Raw genomic sequence first — 16,188 nt, 5'->3', positions numbered from 1 at the left:
GGCCGTGACCCTGCACCCACCGATACCCGCCCGAACACACCCGTACTCAGTCAAGCTCAGCAGTTCTCAACCCCTTCAACGTGCTGTGCGGGGAGCGGGGCGTGGCCCGGGTGTTCGGCCCGCAGAAGGGTGCGACCCCGGCGCAGGTCGAGGAGTTGTCGGCGGGACTGGAGAACTGGGCACGGATCCTCACCCGCGACCTCGGCGTCACCGGCACCGATCTGCGGCTGGCCCCCGGCACGGGTGCCTCGGGCGGTCTGGGCGCCGGTCTCGCGGCGCTCGGCGCCCGTCTGCTGCCCCGCTTCGACGTCCTGCTCGACCATCTCGACCTGGACGCCCGGCTGGCCCGCGCCGACCTGGTCGTCACCGCCGAGGGCGCCCTGGACCACCAGACACCGCGCGGGAAGGTCCCGGCGGAGGTGGCCCGCCGCGCCAAGCTGTACGGGCGGCCGGTGCTCGCCCTGGCCGGGACGCTCGGCGAGGGCGCGCACGACGTGCCGGGCGTGGACGCCTTCCACGGCATCCTCCCCGCCCCGATGCCTCTCGCCGAGGCCCTGGCCCGCGGCGCCGAACTCCTCACCGACGCCACGGAACGCGCCTTGCGCATGATCGTCCTGGGCACTCGCCTGCCCTCCCCCGCTGCCCCCGCCGTCCCCGCTGCCCCCGCCGTCCGGCAGGCGGTACCCGGCAGGACGCACGTACCGGGGCGGGCGACCGGGGCTCAGGCGGAGGTGTCGGGCACGCAGCGGCCGTCGACCGTCCGGTAGCTCCAGCGGGCGCCGCCGCGCACGAGTTCCCGGACGGCGCGGACGAAGCGCTCCACGTGTTCGTCCGGCGTGCCCGCGCCGAAGCTGACGCGGATCGCGTGGAGGGACGTCTCGCCGGGCGCCGCCTCGGGGGCGCCGCACTCGCCCCGGCCCCGCGGATCGGCGCCGAGCAGGGCGCGCAGCAGCGGGTGGGCGCAGAACAGCCCGTCCCGTACGCCGATGCCGTACTCGGCGGAGAGGGCCGCGGCGAAGTGGGAGCTGTTCCAGCCGTCGACGACGAAGGAGAGCACGCCGACGCGCGGCGCGTCGTCCCCGAACAGGGACAGGAACCGCACCTCGGGCACGTCCGCGAGCCCGTCCCGCACGGCGCGGATCAGCCGTTCCTCGTGGGCGGCCAGTGTGCCGAACCCGGTCTCGGCGAGCGCCTTGCAGGCCGAGGCGACGGCGTAGGCGCCGATGACGTTGGGCGAGCCGGCCTCGTGGCGGGCGGCGCCGTCGTGCCACTGGACGTCCACTCCTCCGTCCTCGCGCCGGGCGACCTTGCGGCTGGCGCCGCCTCCCGCGAGGTAGGGCTCGGCCTCCCGCAGCCAGTCGGCACGGCCGGCCAGGACGCCGGCGCCGAACGGGGCGTACAGCTTGTGCCCGGAGAAGGCGACCCAGTCGACGTCCAGCTCGCGCAGGCTCACCGCGTGGTGCGGGGCGAGCTGGGCGGCGTCCAGGACGATCCGGGCGCCGTGCGCGTGGGCGGCGGCGGCCAGCTCGCGCACGGGCCACAGCTCGCCGGTGACGTTGGAGGCGCCGGTGACGCAGACCAGGGCGGGGCCATTGGGGCCTCCCCTGCTCGAGCGAAGCCGAGAGCTTGGGGAAGAGTCGCGGGCGGCGAGGGCGTGTTCCAGGGCCCGGACGGCCTGCTCCGGGCTGTCCGGGGCGTCGAGGAAGGTGACGCGGGCACCGCGCCAGGGCAGCAGGGCGGCGTGGTGCTCGGTCTCGAAGACGAAGACCTGGCAGTCCTCCGGGAGGACGGCGGCGAGCAGGTTGAGCGAGTCGGTGGTGGACCGGGTGAAGACCACCTGGTCCCCGTCGCGGCAGTCGAGGAACCCGGCGACGGTCCGGCGGGCGTTCTCGAACAGCTCGGTGGAGAGCCGGGAGAGGTGTCCGGCGCCGCGGTGGACGCTGCCGTAGTAGGGCGCGTACGCGGCCACGTCGTCCCACACGCGCTGGAGCGCGGGGGCGCTGGCGGCGTAGTCGAGTGCGGCGTAGGTGACCTCTCCGCCGGTGACGAGCGGAACGGTGACGTCCCTACCGAGCACGGGCAGCGGGGGGCAGCCGGACGGGGCGGCGGCGGCAGGGGCGGTGGAGACGGCGGCGACGGTGGAGACGGACATGGCTGAACTCCCGTGGAAGCAGGCGGAATCACCACGCGAGCGCGCACGGCTCGAGCGTGGGAGAAGGTGGGGAAGGATCTGCGGAGGCGGGGCCTGCGGCCTCGAAGGGCACGTCAGAAGCGCCCTAACGCATTCGCTTGCTCAACGGAAGGCTCCCTCGAACGACCAGGACCCCTGGTGTCTCACTCGATCGAGTGCGAGGGGTCCGCGCTTGCCGTGAGCCCTGCTGCTCACGGCCTGGTCCTCACCCGGGGCACCCCGCCACGGACGGAGGGTTGCCGGACAGCCGGCCGGGGCCTGATGGCTGTCGCTCATGACCTGGTTCCACATCCTGCCACACGGGCCCGCGGCACGCGCAAGGCGCGGTCCGGATCCTGGACGGACCGGACCGCGCCCTCACACCCGCCGTACCGCTCGGACGCGGCTCACGCGTTGCTGACCAGCACCCAGCGCTCCAGGACCCGCCGGGCGGCGCCCGAGTCGATCGACTCGGCGGCCTTGGCCATCCCTGCCCGGAGCTGCTCCGCCAGCGTCCCGGTGCCCGGTTCGAGCGCCACCAGCGCCGCCGCCGAGTTCAGCAGCACCGCGTCCCGCACCGGGCCGTGCTCGCCGTCCAGCACCCGCCGGGCGACCTCCGCGTTGTACGACGCGTCGGCGCCGCGCAGGGCCTCCAGCGGCACGGTCTCGAGGCCGACGTCCCTCGGGTCGAAGCGCTCCTCGGTCACCTTTCCGTCCCGGACCACCCACACCGTCGAAGGCCCGGTGGTGGTCAGCTCGTCGAGGCCGTCGTCGCCGCGGAACACCAGCGAGGAGTGGCCGCGGCCGGCGAACACGCCGGCCATGATCGGGGCCATCCTCGGGTCGGCGACCCCGACGGCCTGGGCCCTGACCCGGGCGGGGTTGGCCAGCGGGCCCAGGAAGTTGAACACCGTCCGGATGCCCAGCTGGCCTCGCGCGGCCGCCACATGGCGCAGCGCCGGGTGGAACTTCACCGCGAAGCAGAAGGTGATCCCGGCCTCCTCGGCGACCTCGGCGACCCGCCGCGGGGACAGCTCCAGGTTGACGCCGAGCTTCTCCAGGACGTCGGAGGCGCCGGACGCGGAGGAGGCGGCCCGGTTGCCGTGCTTGACGACCTTCGCCCCGGTGCCGGCGATGACGACGGAGGACATCGTGGAGATGTTCACCGTCCTGGCGCCGTCACCGCCGGTGCCGACGATGTCCACGGTCTCCCCGGGCACCTCGATGCCGATGGCGTGGTCGTACATCGCCCGGACGCAGCCGGTGATCTCCTCGACGGTCTCGCCCTTGGCCCGCAGGGACACGGCGAACCCGGCGATCTGCGCGTCGGTGGCCTCACCGCGCATGATCAGGTCCATCGCCCAGGCGGTGTCGTCGGCGGACAGGTCGTGGCCGTCGAGCAGGCCGTTCAACAGGGCGGGCCAGGAGCGGCCCGCCGCGGTGTTGCCTCCTGCGGGGGTCACAGCGCTCATCAGCCGCTCCTGGGTCCTCGACGTCTTCGGCAGACGGATGGGTAGGGGGTTCGTCCCCACCCTATCGATCCCGGGGCACGACGAAGGGCCCCCGTCCGGTCCTCGGACGGGGGCCCTTCGCAGTCGTGTGGCGACTCGGTTGCCTTGGGAAGGCGGTTGAGGCGGTGCGGGGATCAGTGGTGGCCGTGGCCGCTCGTGATCTCCTTGTACTCCTCGACGGTCGGCTTCGGAATCTGGGACTCCTCGCCGTAGTAGCCCTTGCTGAGCTTGGCGCGCAGCTTCTCGAGCGGCTTCACCTTGCGCTCGACACCGTTCTCGTCGACGAGCGGGCCGATCTCGGCCGGCTTGTACTGCTCGTGCGCCGTGAGGGTGTGCAGCTGCTCCTGGCTGAGCGGCTCGTGGACCTCGATGAACTCACCGTGCGGCAGGCGCTTGATGATGCCCGACTCGCGGCCGTGCAGCACCTTCTCCTTGTCCCGGCGCTGGAGGCCGAGGCAGATCCGCTTGGTGATGACGAACGCGACGACCGGTCCGGCGAAGAATCCGATCCGGACGAACCAGGTGACCGCGTTGATCGAGAGGTTGAAGTGCGTGGCGATGATGTCGTTGCCGCCACCGATCAGCATGATCACGTAGCCGGTGACCCACGCGACACCGAGCGCCGTCCGGGTCGGGGCGTTGCGCGGACGGTCCAGGATGTGGTGCTCGCGCTTGTCCCCGGTCACCCAGGACTCGATGAACGGGTAGAGCGCGATCGCCGCGAGGAAGACCCCGAAGAGCACGAGTGGGATGAAAACGCCCAGGACCAGCGTGTGGCCCCAGAAGTTGATCTCCCAACCGGGCATGGCACGGACCAGGCCCTCGGCGAAGCCCATGTACCAGTCGGGCTGGGCTCCGGTGGAGACCATGTCCGGCCGGTAGGGGCCGATGTTCCAGATCGGGTTGATCGTCGCGATCGCCGAGACGATGGCCAGCACACCGAAGACCAGGAAGAAGAAGCCTCCGGCCTTCGCCATGTACACCGGCAGCAGCGGCATGCCCACGACGTTCTTGTTGGTCTTGCCGGGACCCGCGAACTGCGTGTGCTTGTGGTAGAAGACCAGGATCAGGTGCGCCACCACGAGACCGAGCATGATGCCCGGCAACAGCAGGATGTGGATCGAGTAGAACCGGGCGACGAAGTCGTCCCCCGGGAACTCTCCGCCGAACAGGAACATCGAGATGTACGTACCGACGATCGGCACGGACAGGATCGCGCCCTGCGTGAAGCGGACACCGGTGCCGGAGAGCAGGTCGTCCGGGAGCGAGTAACCGGTGAAGCCGGTGAACATGCCGAGGACGAACAGCAGGAAGCCGAACAGCCAGTTGATCTCACGCGGCTTGCGGAACGCGCCGGTGAAGAAGACGCGCATCATGTGCACGAACATGCCGGCGAGGAAGACGACGGCCGCCCAGTGGTGGATCTGCCGGATCAGCAGACCGCCGCGGATGTCGAAGCTGATGTCGAGCGTCGACTTGTACGCCTCACTCATCAGCTGGCCCTGCATCGGGATGTAGCTGCCGTGGTACTCCACCTCGTTCATCGAGGGGTGGAAGAACAGCGTCAGGTACACACCCGTGAGGATGATGATGAGGAAGCTGTAGAGGCAGATCTCACCCAGCATGAACGACCAGTGGTCGGGGAAGATCTTGCGCATGTTGGCCTTGGCCAGGGAGTAGATCCCCAGCCGGCCGTCGGCCCAGTCTGCGACCCTTTCACCGGCCGGGGCCTTCCCGCGGGAGCGGCCCGGCCCCTCGGCGCCGGACGGATTCGTGGTGCTGGTCGTGGTACTCATCCGCGCTCCCAGAAGGACGGACCGACGGGCTCTTCGAAGTCGCCGAGCGCTTCGAGATATCCCTCGTCGTTCACACCGATACGCAGCTGCGGCAGGGCGTGACCGGCGGGGCCGAAGATGACCCGGGCCCCGTCGGAGAGGTCGAAGGTGGACTGGTGGCAGGGGCACAGCGCGTGGTGCGTCTGCTGCTCGTACAGGGAGATCGGGCAGCCGACGTGGGTGCAGATCTTCGAGTACGCGACGATGCCCTCGTGCGACCACTCGAGCTCGCGCTTGTCCTTGATGTTCTCCGGCTGGATACGGACGATCATCAGGGCGGCCTTGGCGATCTCGTTCATGAACCCGTGCTCGTGCGGGTCCAGGCCCTCGGGCTGGGCGAAGGTCAGCGAGCCCACGATGATGTCGGACGGCCGCATGGGCTCGTTCGTGTTCATGTTGACGAGCAGCTTGCCCTTTTTCCACGCCGTGTGGCGGAGCTTGGTCTCGGGCAGCGGACCGAGGTCGCGCAGCAGGACCACGCCGGAGAGCGGGAACAGGGCCAGCGCGCCGAACATCGTGTTGCGGATCAGCTTGCGCCGTCCGATCACGGACTCCTTCGCGCCCTGGCGGAAGTCGTCCATGACCTTCTCGCGGACCTCCGGCGAGGCGGCGACCGGGTGCCGCTCGTCGGCGATCTCGTGGTCCGACATCAGCGTGCGGGCCCAGTGGACCGCGCCGGCGCCGATGGCGAACAGAGCGATGCCGAGGGTCATGCCGAGCGCGAAGTTCAGCGCGCCGATGTGACCGAGCGGGAAAACATAGATCGACTTGTCGTTCGGGATCGCCACGAACGAGACGATGAAGCCGACAGTGGCCAGCATCGACAGCGTGAACAGCAGGGCGACCGTACGCTCGGACCGCTTGGCGGCCCGCTCGTCGATGTCCTGCACCCGCGGCTCGTGGGGCGGCAGTCCCGGGTCGGCGAGCGGGTTCTTCTCGTCCGCGACGCGCACCGCGCCGTACGCGGTGTCCTGCCCTGCGGGCAGTTTCTCTTCGGGATTCTCTTGGGTACTCATGACTTCCTGGCCTTTGCGGTCCGAGCTGCAACCCACACGGCTACGGCGATGCAGGCACCGAGTCCGAAGATCCAGCCGAAGAGGCCCTCACTGACCGGACCGAGCCCGCCCAGCGACATACCGCCGCGACTCACGGTCTCATCGCCGTTCACCGTCTTCACGTAGGCGATGATGTCCTTCTTGTTCTGCTCCGACAGCGAACCGTCGGGGAAGGAGGGCATGTTCTGCGGACCGGTCAGCATGGCCTGGTAGATGTGCTTGGGGTCCACGCCATCGAGGTTCGGGGCGTACTTGCCGTGCGTGAGCGCACCGCCCTTGCCGGTGAAGTTGTGGCACTGCGCGCAGTTGTTGCGGAACAGCTCACCACCCTTGGCGATGTCGGCGCCCTCGGGGCCGTACTGCTCCTCGGTGGGAACGGCCGGGCCGGCGCCCAGGGAGGCGATGTACGCCGCCAGCTGGTCGATCTCGGCCTGGGTGTAGACGACCTTCTTCTTCGGAAGCTGCGCGGCCTGCGAGGTGGCGGCCGGCATACGGCCGGTGGCCACCTGGAAGTCGACGGCCGCTGCGCCCACGCCCACGAGGCTCGGACCGTCGGTGGTGCCCTGCCCCCCGGTGCCGTGGCAGCTGGCACAGCCGACCGCGTAGAGCTTCTTGCCCTCCTCGATGGTGAGGGATTGGGCGGTTTCGTCGGCCTGCGCCTTGCTCGCGGGTGCGAGCACGGCGTACAGCCCCCCGGTGCATGCCAGCGCGAGGAGCAGAACGACGAGCGCCGCCAACGGGTGGCGTCGTCGTGCGGAGAGCTTTTTCACGGATTACCCCGGTGTCAGGATCTTCTGCGTCGATGCTTCTGGTGGGTGCGCTTCTTCGAGCGCGCGGATTCGGGTCCGCCTACTTGATCATGTAGATCGTGGCGAAGAGGCCGATCCAGACGACATCGACGAAATGCCAGTAGTAGGACACGACGATGGCTGCCGTCGCCTGGTCATGGGTGAACCTCCGAGCCGCGTAGGTCCGGCCGAGGACGAACAGGAAGGCGAAGAGACCTCCCAGCACGTGCAGGCCGTGGAAGCCGGTGGTCAGGTAGAAGACCGAGCCGTAGGGGTCCGAGGAGATGGAGAGCCCCTCGTGCTTGACCAGCTCGGTGTATTCGAGGACCTGACCACCGACGAAGACCGCGCCCATGATGAACGTGACGATGAACCACGCCCGGAGCTTCTTCACGTCCCCGCGCTCGGCGGCGAAGACGCCGAGCTGGCAGGTGAGTGAGGAGAGCACCAGGATCGTGGTGTTCGTCAACGAGAACGGGAAGTTCAGGGCGTCGGCCTTCTCCGACCAGAAGTCGGGTCCGGTCACCGATCGCAGGGTGAAGTACATCGCGAAGAGGGCCGCGAAGAACATCAGCTCGGAACTCAGCCAGATGATGGTTCCGACGCTGGTGAGGTTCGGTCGATTGACCGACGGGTGCGCGTGCCCGGTATCTACTGTCGTTGCTGTCGCCACGCCGACATTATGTCGGTCGCTTATCCCGCCCTCACCCCGGGGGGTGCCGTTCGGTGTGTTCGCCCGTCGTGTACTGCCCGTATGGCCCATCGAAGTGATGTCCGAACCAGTGTTGACCAGCTGCCGGAAGGGGTAGCATCCGCGCCATCGGCACCGCTGGTGCCGGACGATGCCGTGCCCCCTCGGAAGCGTGGAGGAACAATGCAGGCGACCGCCACGGTGCTGGTCTACAGCGACAACTCAGGCACCCGGGAGCAGGTGCGGCTCGCCACCGGCCGGCGGCCGGCCCCGGACGTGCCCGTCGTGGAGTTCGTGGAGTGCGCGACCCTCCCGGCCGTCCTCGAGGAACTGGAGCGGGGCGGGATCGACGTCTGCGTCCTGGACGGCGAGTCGTCGCCGGTGGGCGGCATGGGCGTGTGCCGGCAGATCAAGGACGAGATCTTCGAGTGCCCGCCGGTACTGCTGCTCATCGGCCGGCCCCAGGACGCCTGGCTGGCCACCTGGAGCCGTGCGGAGGCCGCTGTGACCCTGCCGGTGGAGCCGGTGGAGTTCGCCTCGGCCCTGGCCTCCCTGCTGCGCCGGAAGCACGCCCTGAGCGTTTAGGGCCCGTCCGGCGGGTCAGGCCGGCTGGGGGCGCAGGCGGGCCTTCTCCTCGGGAGCGGGACCGGACCCGGCGCCGCCCGTCAGGGCGCTGCCCTCGCGCCATTGCTCCCAGCTGAGGTTCCAGTCGCCGAAGCCGTTGCCGAAGGGCTCCATGGTGGCGCCGCCGGAGTTGACGACCTCGACCAGGTCGCCCTGGTTGAAGGTGTCGAAGAACCACTCGGCGTCGCCGGTGCTCATGCCGACGCAGCCGTGGCTGACGTTGTCGTAGCCCTGGGAGCCGACGGACCAGGGGGCGGCGTGCACGTACTCGCCGCTCCAGGTCACCCGGGTGGCGAAGTGGACGGGCATGTCGTACGACTCGGCGGAGCCCTCGGCTATGCCGATGGTGGTGCTGAGCATGCGTACGAGGCGTTCCTTGGCGAGGACGACCTTGACGCCGTTGCGGGTCTCGAAGCCGGGCTTGCCGGCGGTGACGGCGATCTTCCTGATCTCCTTGCCGCTCTTGTAGACCGTCAGCCGGTGTGCGGCGACGTCGGTGACGGCGATGACCTGGTCGCCGGTGGTGAGGGTCAGTGGTGCGGCCTTGCCGCCCTTCAGCCGGTCGCCGATCCTGATGCCCTCCAGGGTGCTGCGCATCCTGACGGTGGCGTTCTCTGGCCAGTACCCCCTCGGGCGGAAGTGGAGCTTCTTGTCGTCCACCCAGTGCCAGGCGCCCTCCACCGCGGGCGTGGAGGACACCTTCAGGCCGCGCTCCACGACGGCGCGCTGGGCGGGGTCCTGGACCGGCGCGCTCAGCTCGGCGGTGAGCGGCTGGCCGACGCCGTAGGTGCCCGCTCCGGGGCCGAAGGTGACGCCGAGGCTCTTGGCACCGCTGCTCTTGGTGGCGGTGGACTTGCCCGTGGTGAAGGTGAGGACCTTGCGGCCCCGGGCCCCGTCCTCGTCCTCGGTGCTGACCCGGACCGTGTAGTCGGTGTCGGCGACGAGTGGGGAGGTGCTGTGCCAGCGGCTGCCGTCGGCGTCGAGTTCGCCCGCCACGTGGCGGCCCGCGGCGTCCACCGCCGTGACGTCGGTGATGCGCCCGTCGGAGTACTCGGCGACGATCTCCAGGGGCGTGTCCGGGTCGGCCTTCTTGCCTTCGGAGAGGCCGGTGAAGCTGATCCGGTCCGCGGCGTCGTAGGGCTCGGCGGCCAGTGGGTCCCCGCCGGAGGAGCAGCTGAGGACGCCCGCACCGAGGGCGATCACCAGCAGCGTGCAGCCGACGACAGTGCGGTTTCGGGGAGCACGTCTCATGGCCTCACGCTAGGGAGCCTCGTCAACTGCGGCACGCCGTAAGACTCGAACGAGTGACATTCTTTGGGCCGGACGCGCCGCAGGGCCCGGACCCTCCTGAGGGAGTGTCCGGGCCCTGCGCGGGTCGCCCGTCCTACCGGTGCGTACTGCCGGGTCGCGTCCTACTGGGTGCGGTTCTCACCGCGGTAGTACTCGAAGACCCAGCCCCAGAGGCTGAGCAGGATCACCGGTGCCGCGAAGTACATCAGCCACCAGCCGACGGCGACGGACAGGAAGACGATCGCGGCACCGAGGCCGAGACCGAGCGGCTGCCAGCTGTGCGGGCTGAAGAACCCGACCTCGCCGGCGTCGTCGGCGACGTCCGCCTCCTTGTTGTCCTGAGGACCCACGTCGACCCGCCGGGCGGTGAAGCCCAGGTAGAAGCCGATCATGATGCTCAGGCCGAAGGCCAGGAAGAGGGCCGTGGTGCCGGCCGGCTCCTTCGACCACACGCCGTAGACGACCGCCACGACGAGCAGGAAGGCGCTCAGCCAGATGAACATCTTGCCCTGGATCTTCACTTGCCGGCCTCCTTGCCGCCGGAGAGGACCTTCTCACCGTGACCGGTGTTCTCGAGCTGGTCGAGCGCGGCGATCTCCGGGTAGTGCAGGTCGAACGCCGGGGATTCGCTGCGGATCCGCGGCAGGGAGGTGAAGTTGTGGCGCGGCGGCGGGCAGGAGGTGGCCCACTCCAGTGAACGGCCGTAGCCCCACGGGTCGTCGACCTCGACCTTCTTGCCGTACTTGGCCGTCTTCCAGACGTTGTAGAAGAACGGCAGCATCGACATGCCGAGCAGGAACGACGCGATGGTCGAGACGGTGTTCAGCGCGGTGAAGCCGTCGGCCGCCAGGTAGTCCGAGTAACGGCGCGGCATGCCCTCGGCGCCCAGCCAGTGCTGGACCAGGAAGGTGCCGTGGAAACCGGCGAACAGCGTCCAGAAGGTGATCTTCCCGAGCCGCTCGTCGAGCATCTTGCCGGTGAACTTCGGCCACCAGAAGTGGAAGCCGGCGAACATCGCGAAGACCACGGTGCCGAACACCACGTAGTGGAAGTGCGCCACCACGAAGTACGAGTCCGAGACGTGGAAGTCCAGCGGCGGCGAGGCCAGGATGACGCCCGTCAGACCACCGAAGAGGAAGGTGACCAGGAAGCCCGCCGACCAGAGCATCGGTGTCTCGAAGCTCAGCGACCCCTTCCACATGGTGCCCAGCCAGTTGAAGAACTTCACACCGGTGGGGACCGCGATCAGGAAGGTCATGAAGGAGAAGAACGGCAGCAGCACACCGCCCGTGACGTACATGTGGTGCGCCCACACCGTCACCGACAGACCCGCGATCGCGATGGTCGCGCCGATCAGGCCCATGTAGCCGAAGATCGGCTTACGGGAGAAGACCGGGATGATCTCGGAGACGATGCCGAAGAACGGCAGCGCGATGATGTACACCTCGGGGTGGCCGAAGAACCAGAACAGGTGCTGCCACAGCAGCGCGCCGCCGTTGGCCGCCTCGAAGATGTGGCCGCCGAACTTCCGGTCGTACTCGAGCGCGAACAGCGCCGCCGCGAGCACCGGGAAGGCGAGCAGGACCAGCACACCGGTCAGCAGCACGTTCCAGGTGAAGATCGGCATGCGGAACATCGTCATGCCGGGAGCGCGCATGCAGATGATCGTGGTGATGAAGTTGACCGCACCGAGGATCGTGCCGAAGCCGGAGAGGACCAGGCCCATGATCCACATGTCGGAGCCGATGCCCGGCGAGCGGATGGCGTCCGACAGCGGGGAGTAGGCGAACCAGCCGAAGCTGGCGGCCCCGTCCGGGGTGAAGAAACCGCCGACCGCGATCAGCGAGCCGAGCGAGTAGAGCCAGTAGGCGAACATGTTCAGCCGCGGGAACGCCACGTCGGGCGCGCCGATCTGCAGCGGCATGATCCAGTTCGCGAAACCGGAGAACAGCGGCGTCGCGAACATCAGCAGCATGATCGTGCCGTGCATCGTGAACGCCTGGTTGAACTGCTCGTTCGACATGACCTGCAGGCCCGGCCGGGCCAGCTCGGCGCGCATGACGAGCGCCATCACGCCACCGATGCAGAAGAACACGAACGACGACACCAGGTACAGCGTGCCGATCGTCTTGTGGTCGGTGGTGGTGAGCCACTTGACGACCACGTTGCCGGGCTGCTTGCGCCGGACCGGCTGCTCGCTCTCGTAGGAGCCCACAGTCGCTGCGGCACCCTGGGATTCGTTGAGGATGCTCACAGGATGTTCGCCTCCCGGTTCCTCTCGTGGCTCGTCTGGTCGATGCCGGCGGGAACGTAACCGGTCTGCCCCTTCTCCGCGAGCTCCTTCAGGTGCTGCTCGTAGCGCTCGGGGGACACGACCTTCACGTTGAACAGCATCCGGGCGTGGTCCACACCGCAGAGCTCGGCGCACTTGCCGAGGAAGGTGCCCTCACGGTTGGGGGTCACCTCGAAGGCGTTGGGGTGACCCGGGATGACGTCCTGCTTCATCAGGAACGGCACCACCCAGAAGGAGTGGATGACGTCCCGCGAGGTCAGGACGAAGCGGACCCGCTTGCCCTCGGGCAGCCACAGGGTGGGGCCCGGGTTGTTGGTCTGCGGGTTCCGCGTGGAGGGGGTGCCGCAGTCGTTGACACCGCCGGCGTCGGCCGGGAACGCCTTCTTGTAGCGTTCCGGGACCGCGTCGAGTGCCTTGGCGGTCTTGGCGTCGCCGGTGGAACCCTCGACGTCCTCGATGTAGTTGAAGCACCAGCTCCACTGGAAGCCGACGACATTCACGGTGACGTCCGGCTTCGCCTCGAGCTTCATCAGCTCGGACTCGTCCCGGGCCGTGAAGTAGAAGAAGACCGAAACGATGATGAGCGGAACCACGGTGTACAACGCCTCGATGGGCATGTTGTACCGGGTCTGCGGAGGTACCTCGACCTTGGTGCGGCTGCGCCGGTGGAAGAAAGCACTCCACAGGATCAGGCCCCACACCAGCGCGCCGATGGCGAGCGCGGCGGCCCAGGAACCCTGCCACAGGGAGAGGATCAGCGGAGCCTCTTCCGTGGTGGGGGTGGGCATACCAAGGCGGGGGAAGTCCTCCCATGTGCAACCTGTGGCGGTTGCCAGGACCAGGCCCGCGGTCAGTGCCTGCAGCAGCTTCCGCCGCATCGGGCGCCGCGGCGAGCGGTCGGAGCCGTTGGGACTCACGTAGCGCCTTCCCGAGAGTCTCGCCCGCGCTGTACGGCTGCGGCCTTCTCGCTGGTCGGTCGCCGCCCTGCGTCGGGCAGGGGTTTGGATGTTTATGCGGACCAAACCCTAGCCGACGCCTTCCGGGGGGTCGCGGGGAGGGGGTCATACGCGCCGCTCGTCACCCCGAAGGGGTGGGAAGGCGGACCCAATGGCCGGGAGTGCGGCTTGTGCGGGGGCAACGGCCGGGCACGGCAGGCATGAAGGGCTCGGGGGCACTCGCGCCCTCCACTCTCCCGTTCCTCCCTCCCCCGTCTCCTCCCCTCGTCCCCTCGCTTCCCTCCCTCGTCCCCTCGCTCTCCCCGTCGGGCCCACGGCTTACCGTTGCCGTATGTCCTACTTCGACGCCGCGTCCGCAGCTCCGCTCCATCCCGTCGGCCGTCAGGCCCTGTTGGCCGCGCTGGACGAGGGGTGGGCCGATCCGGCGCGACTGTACCGGGAGGGCAGGAGGGCCCGGCTGCTGCTGGACGCGGCGCGCGAGGCGGCGGCGGAGGCGGTGGAATGCCGCCCGGACGAGCTGGTGTTCACCCCCTCCGGCACTCGGGCGGTGCATGCCGGGATCGAGGGTGCGCTGGCCGGGCGGCGGCGCGTCGGACGTCACTTGATCGTGTCAGCGGTCGAACACTCTTCTGTACTTCATACGGCTGAAGTCCACGAGGCCCTGGGCGGTTCGGTCACCGAGGTCGGGGTGGACCGCACGGGGGCCGTGGCTCCGGACGCCTTCGCCGGGGCGTTGCGGCCGGACACCGCGCTGGCCTGCCTCCAGTCGGCCAACCACGAGGTGGGGACGGTGCAGCCGGTGGCCGAGGTCGCCGAGGCGTGCCGGGCGGCGGGGGTGCCGCTGCTGGTGGACGCGGCGCAGTCGCTGGGCTGGGGGCCGGTGGCGGGCGACTGGTCGCTGCTCACGGCGAGCGCCCACAAGTGGGGCGGCCCGTCGGGCGTCGGGCTGCTCGTGGTGCGCAAGGGGGTGCGGTTCGCTCCCCGGGGGCCCCTGGACGAACGGGAGTCGGGGCGGGCGGCCGGGTTCGAGAACATCCCGGCGGTGGTGGCCGCGGCGGCCTCGCTGCGGGCGGTGCGTGCCGAGGCGGCCGAGGAGGCGGCCCGGCTGCAGGACCTGACGGAGCGGATCCGGACGCGGGTGCCCGTGCTGGTGCCGGACGTGGAGGTGACGGGTGATCCGGAGCGGCGGCTGCCGGGGATCGTCACCTTCTCCTGTCTCTATGTCGACGGGGAGACGGTGCTGCACGAGCTGGACGGCGCCGGTTTCTCCGTTTCATCCGGTTCGTCGTGCACGAGCAGCACGCTCACCCCGAGCCATGTGCTGAGGGCGATGGGGGTGCTGAGCGAGGGCAACGTCCGCGTCTCGCTGCCGCCGGGGACACCGACCGAGGACGTCGAGCGGTTCCTGACGGTCCTGCCGGGGGTGGTGGCGGGGGTACGGGAGAAGCTGGGGGCTCCGGTGACGGCCGGGGCCGTACGGGGCGCGGAGCAGGACGCCGGGGGGAGCGGTGCCCCGGCCGGGGACACTCCGGCCGGGGACGCGCTGGTCGTGGACGCGCTGGGCCGGCGGTGCCCGGTCCCGGTGATCGAGCTGGCCCGGGTGATCGGGGACGTGCCCGTGGGCGGCACGGTACGGGTGCTCGCGGACGACGAGGCGGCCCGGCTGGACATCCCGGCGTGGTGCGAGATGCGCGGGCAGGAGTACGTGGGTGAGGAGCCGGCGGACCGGGGCTCGGCCTATGTGGTCCGCCGGACCTCGTGAAGGGCGGGGGTCCGGGACCGTGAGGGCCCAGAAGCCCAGAAGCCCAGGAGCCCCGGGGCCCAGGGTGCCCGGGGGCCCTGAGACCCCCGGGTTCGTGAACCGCCGGCGTGTCAGACCAGGTGCTTCTTCACCTCGGCCGCGGGCTCGTCGCCGTAGGCCCGGGCGAAGCGCTCCATGAAGTGGGCGCGGCGCAGCTGGTACTCCTGGGTGCCGACGGTCTCGATGACCAGGGTGGCGAGCATGCAGCCCACCTGCGCGGCACGCTCCAGCGAGACGCCCCAGGCCAGCCCGGACAGGAATCCGGCGCGGAAGGCGTCGCCCACCCCGGTCGGATCCGCCTTGCGCTCCTCCTGGGCGCAGCCGACCTCGATCGGGTCCTCGCCGGCGCGCTCGATGCGCACGCCGCGGGAGCCGAGGGTGGTGACGCGGTGGCCGACCTTGCCGAGGATCTCGGCGTCGGTCCAGCCGGTCTTGCTCTCGATGAGCCCCTTCTCGTACTCGTTGGAGAAGAGGTAGGTCGCCCCGTCCAGCAGTATCCGGATCTCCTCCCCGTTCATCCGGGCGATCTGCTGGGAGAAGTCGGCGGCGAACGGAATGTTCCGGGCGCGGCACTCCTCGGTGTGCCGGAGCATGCCCTCCGGGTCGTCGGCGCCGATGAGGACCAGGTCGAGGCCGCCCACCCGGTCGGCGACGGTCTTCAGCTCGATCAGCCGGGCCTCGCTCATCGCGCCCGTGTAGAAGGAGCCGATCTGGTTGTGGTCGGCGTCCGTGGTGCACACGAAGCGGGCGGTGTGCAGCGTCTCGGAGATGCGGACGGAGGCGGTGTCGACGCCGTGCCGCTCCAGCCAGGCCCGGTACTCGTCGAAGTCGAAGCCCGCGGCGCCGGCCAGGATCGGCCGGGTGCCGAGCTGGCCCATGCCGAAGGCGATGTTCGCGCCCACGCCGCCCCGGCGTACATCGAGGTTGTCGACCAGGAAGGACAGCGAGACCGTGTGCAGCTGGTCCGCGACGAGCTGGTCGGCGAAGCGGCCGGGGAAGGTCATGAGGTGGTCGGTGGCGATGGAGCCGGTGACTGCGATGCGCACGGCGTGGACTCTCCTGAGGGAGGGGGATTGACAGTCCACGCTATCGGGTGAGGGCCGCCCGATGAAGCCCGGCAAAACTACCCGATAGTAGATCTTTCTTCGTGACCTGCGGCATGCATACGGTGCCG

Annotated in this window: 13 protein-coding genes, 1 pseudogene and 1 riboswitch; of the genes and pseudogenes, 3 read left to right on the top strand and 11 right to left on the bottom strand. The window is 69.7% G+C overall.

Annotated elements, in window-relative coordinates; all coding sequences use genetic code 11:
- Window positions 1-68 precede the first annotated feature (68 nt).
- Window positions 69-767: pseudogene (locus ACIF80_RS07360) on the top strand (glycerate kinase); the annotation flags it as partial.
- Here the strand turns inward: ACIF80_RS07360 and ACIF80_RS07355 are convergent.
- The 6 genes from ACIF80_RS07355 to ACIF80_RS07330 all read right to left on the bottom strand — a co-directional run bounded on the left by ACIF80_RS07355 (window position 722) and on the right by ACIF80_RS07330 (window position 8,032).
- Window positions 722-2,152 carry an aminotransferase class V-fold PLP-dependent enzyme gene (locus ACIF80_RS07355; protein ID WP_399800502.1) on the bottom strand — a complete coding sequence of 477 codons (1,431 nt, stop codon included), beginning with the start codon at window positions 2,150-2,152 and terminating at the stop codon, window positions 722-724. The pseudogene ACIF80_RS07360 and the gene ACIF80_RS07355 sit on opposite strands and share 46 nt — an antisense overlap.
- Before the next feature lie 202 nt (window positions 2,153-2,354).
- Window positions 2,355-2,471, bottom strand: a riboswitch (SAM riboswitch).
- A gap of 106 nt (window positions 2,472-2,577) precedes the next feature.
- A complete protein-coding gene (gene trpD, locus ACIF80_RS07350) occupies window positions 2,578-3,642 on the bottom strand; it encodes an anthranilate phosphoribosyltransferase (RefSeq protein WP_399800499.1) in 1,065 nt (354 codons plus the stop codon).
- Window positions 3,643-3,815: 173 nt separating this feature from the next.
- Complete coding sequence (locus tag ACIF80_RS07345) at window positions 3,816-5,477, bottom strand: cytochrome bc complex cytochrome b subunit (protein WP_399800497.1); 1,662 nt, start codon at window positions 5,475-5,477, stop codon at window positions 3,816-3,818.
- Window positions 5,474-6,532 (bottom strand): Rieske 2Fe-2S domain-containing protein, encoded by a 1,059-nt coding sequence (locus ACIF80_RS07340; RefSeq protein ID WP_399800495.1) that lies wholly within the window; start codon window positions 6,530-6,532, stop codon window positions 5,474-5,476. The genes ACIF80_RS07345 and ACIF80_RS07340 overlap by 4 nt, the downstream gene beginning before the upstream one ends.
- On the bottom strand, window positions 6,529-7,341 hold the full coding sequence (locus ACIF80_RS07335) for a c-type cytochrome (RefSeq protein WP_399800492.1): 813 nt from the start codon (window positions 7,339-7,341) through the stop codon (window positions 6,529-6,531). Before ACIF80_RS07335 ends, ACIF80_RS07340 begins: the two co-directional genes overlap by 4 nt.
- Window positions 7,342-7,420: 79 nt before the next feature.
- The gene (locus tag ACIF80_RS07330) at window positions 7,421-8,032 is read right to left on the bottom strand and encodes a heme-copper oxidase subunit III (RefSeq protein WP_399800490.1); all 612 of its coding nucleotides are present in this window, start codon (window positions 8,030-8,032) and stop codon (window positions 7,421-7,423) included.
- A gap of 201 nt (window positions 8,033-8,233) precedes the next feature.
- On the opposite strand from ACIF80_RS07330, the gene ACIF80_RS07325 reads away from it, so the two are divergent.
- On the top strand, window positions 8,234-8,635 hold the full coding sequence (locus ACIF80_RS07325) for a hypothetical protein (protein ID WP_399800487.1): 402 nt from the start codon (window positions 8,234-8,236) through the stop codon (window positions 8,633-8,635).
- A 15-nt stretch (window positions 8,636-8,650) separates the two neighbouring features.
- Here ACIF80_RS07325 and ACIF80_RS07320 read toward each other — a convergent pair whose 3' ends face one another.
- From ACIF80_RS07320 to coxB, 4 genes are all read right to left on the bottom strand, one after another.
- Window positions 8,651-9,925 (bottom strand): Ig-like domain-containing protein, encoded by a 1,275-nt coding sequence (locus ACIF80_RS07320; RefSeq protein ID WP_399800484.1) that lies wholly within the window; start codon window positions 9,923-9,925, stop codon window positions 8,651-8,653.
- A gap of 161 nt (window positions 9,926-10,086) precedes the next feature.
- On the bottom strand, window positions 10,087-10,485 hold the full coding sequence (locus tag ACIF80_RS07315) for a cytochrome c oxidase subunit 4 (RefSeq protein WP_399800481.1): 399 nt from the start codon (window positions 10,483-10,485) through the stop codon (window positions 10,087-10,089).
- Window positions 10,482-12,218: a cytochrome c oxidase subunit I gene (ctaD, locus tag ACIF80_RS07310; RefSeq protein WP_399800479.1), complete on the bottom strand. Its 1,737-nt coding sequence runs from the start codon at window positions 12,216-12,218 to the stop codon at window positions 10,482-10,484. The genes ACIF80_RS07315 and ctaD overlap by 4 nt, the downstream gene beginning before the upstream one ends.
- Window positions 12,215-13,174: a cytochrome c oxidase subunit II gene (gene coxB, locus ACIF80_RS07305; RefSeq protein WP_399800476.1), complete on the bottom strand. Its 960-nt coding sequence runs from the start codon at window positions 13,172-13,174 to the stop codon at window positions 12,215-12,217. The genes ctaD and coxB overlap by 4 nt, the downstream gene beginning before the upstream one ends.
- Before the next feature lie 370 nt (window positions 13,175-13,544).
- Here coxB and ACIF80_RS07300 point away from each other — a divergent pair, with 370 nt between their 5' ends.
- Window positions 13,545-14,975, top strand: coding sequence for a cysteine desulfurase/sulfurtransferase TusA family protein (locus ACIF80_RS07300; protein WP_399800474.1), 1,431 nt, complete (start codon window positions 13,545-13,547; stop codon window positions 14,973-14,975).
- Window positions 14,976-15,085: 110 nt separating this feature from the next.
- Here the strand turns inward: ACIF80_RS07300 and ACIF80_RS07295 are convergent, their stop codons facing one another.
- Window positions 15,086-16,060: a carbohydrate kinase family protein gene (locus ACIF80_RS07295; RefSeq protein WP_399800472.1), complete on the bottom strand. Its 975-nt coding sequence runs from the start codon at window positions 16,058-16,060 to the stop codon at window positions 15,086-15,088.
- Window positions 16,061-16,188: the final 128 nt, after the last annotated feature.

It is taken from the genome of Streptomyces sp. NPDC085927, assembly GCF_044540975.1.
Classification (GTDB): domain Bacteria; phylum Actinomycetota; class Actinomycetes; order Streptomycetales; family Streptomycetaceae; genus Streptomyces; species Streptomyces hirsutus.
This window is presented reverse-complemented; position numbering and strand designations above follow the sequence as displayed.

Excerpts from the sequence above, each read along its gene's own strand:
- ACIF80_RS07355 (WP_399800502.1), bottom strand. The coding sequence starts at position 2,152 with ATGTCCGTCTCCACCGTCGCCGCCGTCTCCACCGCCCCTGCCGCCGCC.
- trpD (WP_399800499.1), bottom strand. The coding sequence starts at position 3,642 with ATGAGCGCTGTGACCCCCGCAGGAGGCAACACCGCGGCGGGCCGCTCC.
- ACIF80_RS07345 (WP_399800497.1), bottom strand. The coding sequence starts at position 5,477 with ATGAGTACCACGACCAGCACCACGAATCCGTCCGGCGCCGAGGGGCCG.
- ACIF80_RS07340 (WP_399800495.1), bottom strand. The coding sequence starts at position 6,532 with ATGAGTACCCAAGAGAATCCCGAAGAGAAACTGCCCGCAGGGCAGGAC.
- ACIF80_RS07325 (WP_399800487.1), top strand. The coding sequence starts at position 8,234 with ATGCAGGCGACCGCCACGGTGCTGGTCTACAGCGACAACTCAGGCACC.
- ACIF80_RS07320 (WP_399800484.1), bottom strand. The coding sequence starts at position 9,925 with ATGAGACGTGCTCCCCGAAACCGCACTGTCGTCGGCTGCACGCTGCTG.
- ACIF80_RS07300 (WP_399800474.1), top strand. The coding sequence starts at position 13,545 with ATGTCCTACTTCGACGCCGCGTCCGCAGCTCCGCTCCATCCCGTCGGC.